The organism is Dysgonomonas mossii (assembly GCF_004569505.1).
Lineage (GTDB): Bacteria > Bacteroidota > Bacteroidia > Bacteroidales > Dysgonomonadaceae > Dysgonomonas.
Genome location: NZ_SPPK01000063.1, coordinates 1 through 456, shown reverse-complemented (window position 1 = coordinate 456; position 456 = coordinate 1). Strand labels below are relative to the sequence as shown.

1 pseudogene is annotated in these 456 nt (G+C 28.1%); it reads left to right on the top strand.

The annotated features are described in order from the left end of the window. Positions 1–255, top strand: a pseudogene (locus E4T88_RS17445) (IS110 family transposase); the annotation flags it as partial. Between the last annotated feature and the right edge of the window lie 201 nt (positions 256–456).

Genomic DNA, 456 nt, shown 5'->3' with positions numbered 1-456 from the left:
CATTATAGAGATACCATCAATAAACGCGGTAATAAAAAGGCGAGACGCTTATTATTTTTGGTAATAATGAATATTATTCGTGGACAACATCGTTATAATAATCATATTGTAGATTATTACTATAAATTAAGAAAGCAGCCTAATGAGAAATCTCATAAGACTGCTGTTGTCGCATGTATTAATCGACTATTAAAAACATTTCATTATTTAATAATGAAACATAAACTATACGATTACGAAATGTCCCCACATTAAATCGTATAATCACATATAGTCTAACACCTTATTCAAAAAAATAAAATTGGACGGTCTTATTAAGTGATGACTATTTTAAACTTAAGCACTTGACTAATCGTAGGAAAGAGGTTGAAACAATTAATTTGTTTCAACCTCTTGATTATTAATAATTATTTACCTAAGTTACCAAATTTCATAACATCACGAGCGATTACAACT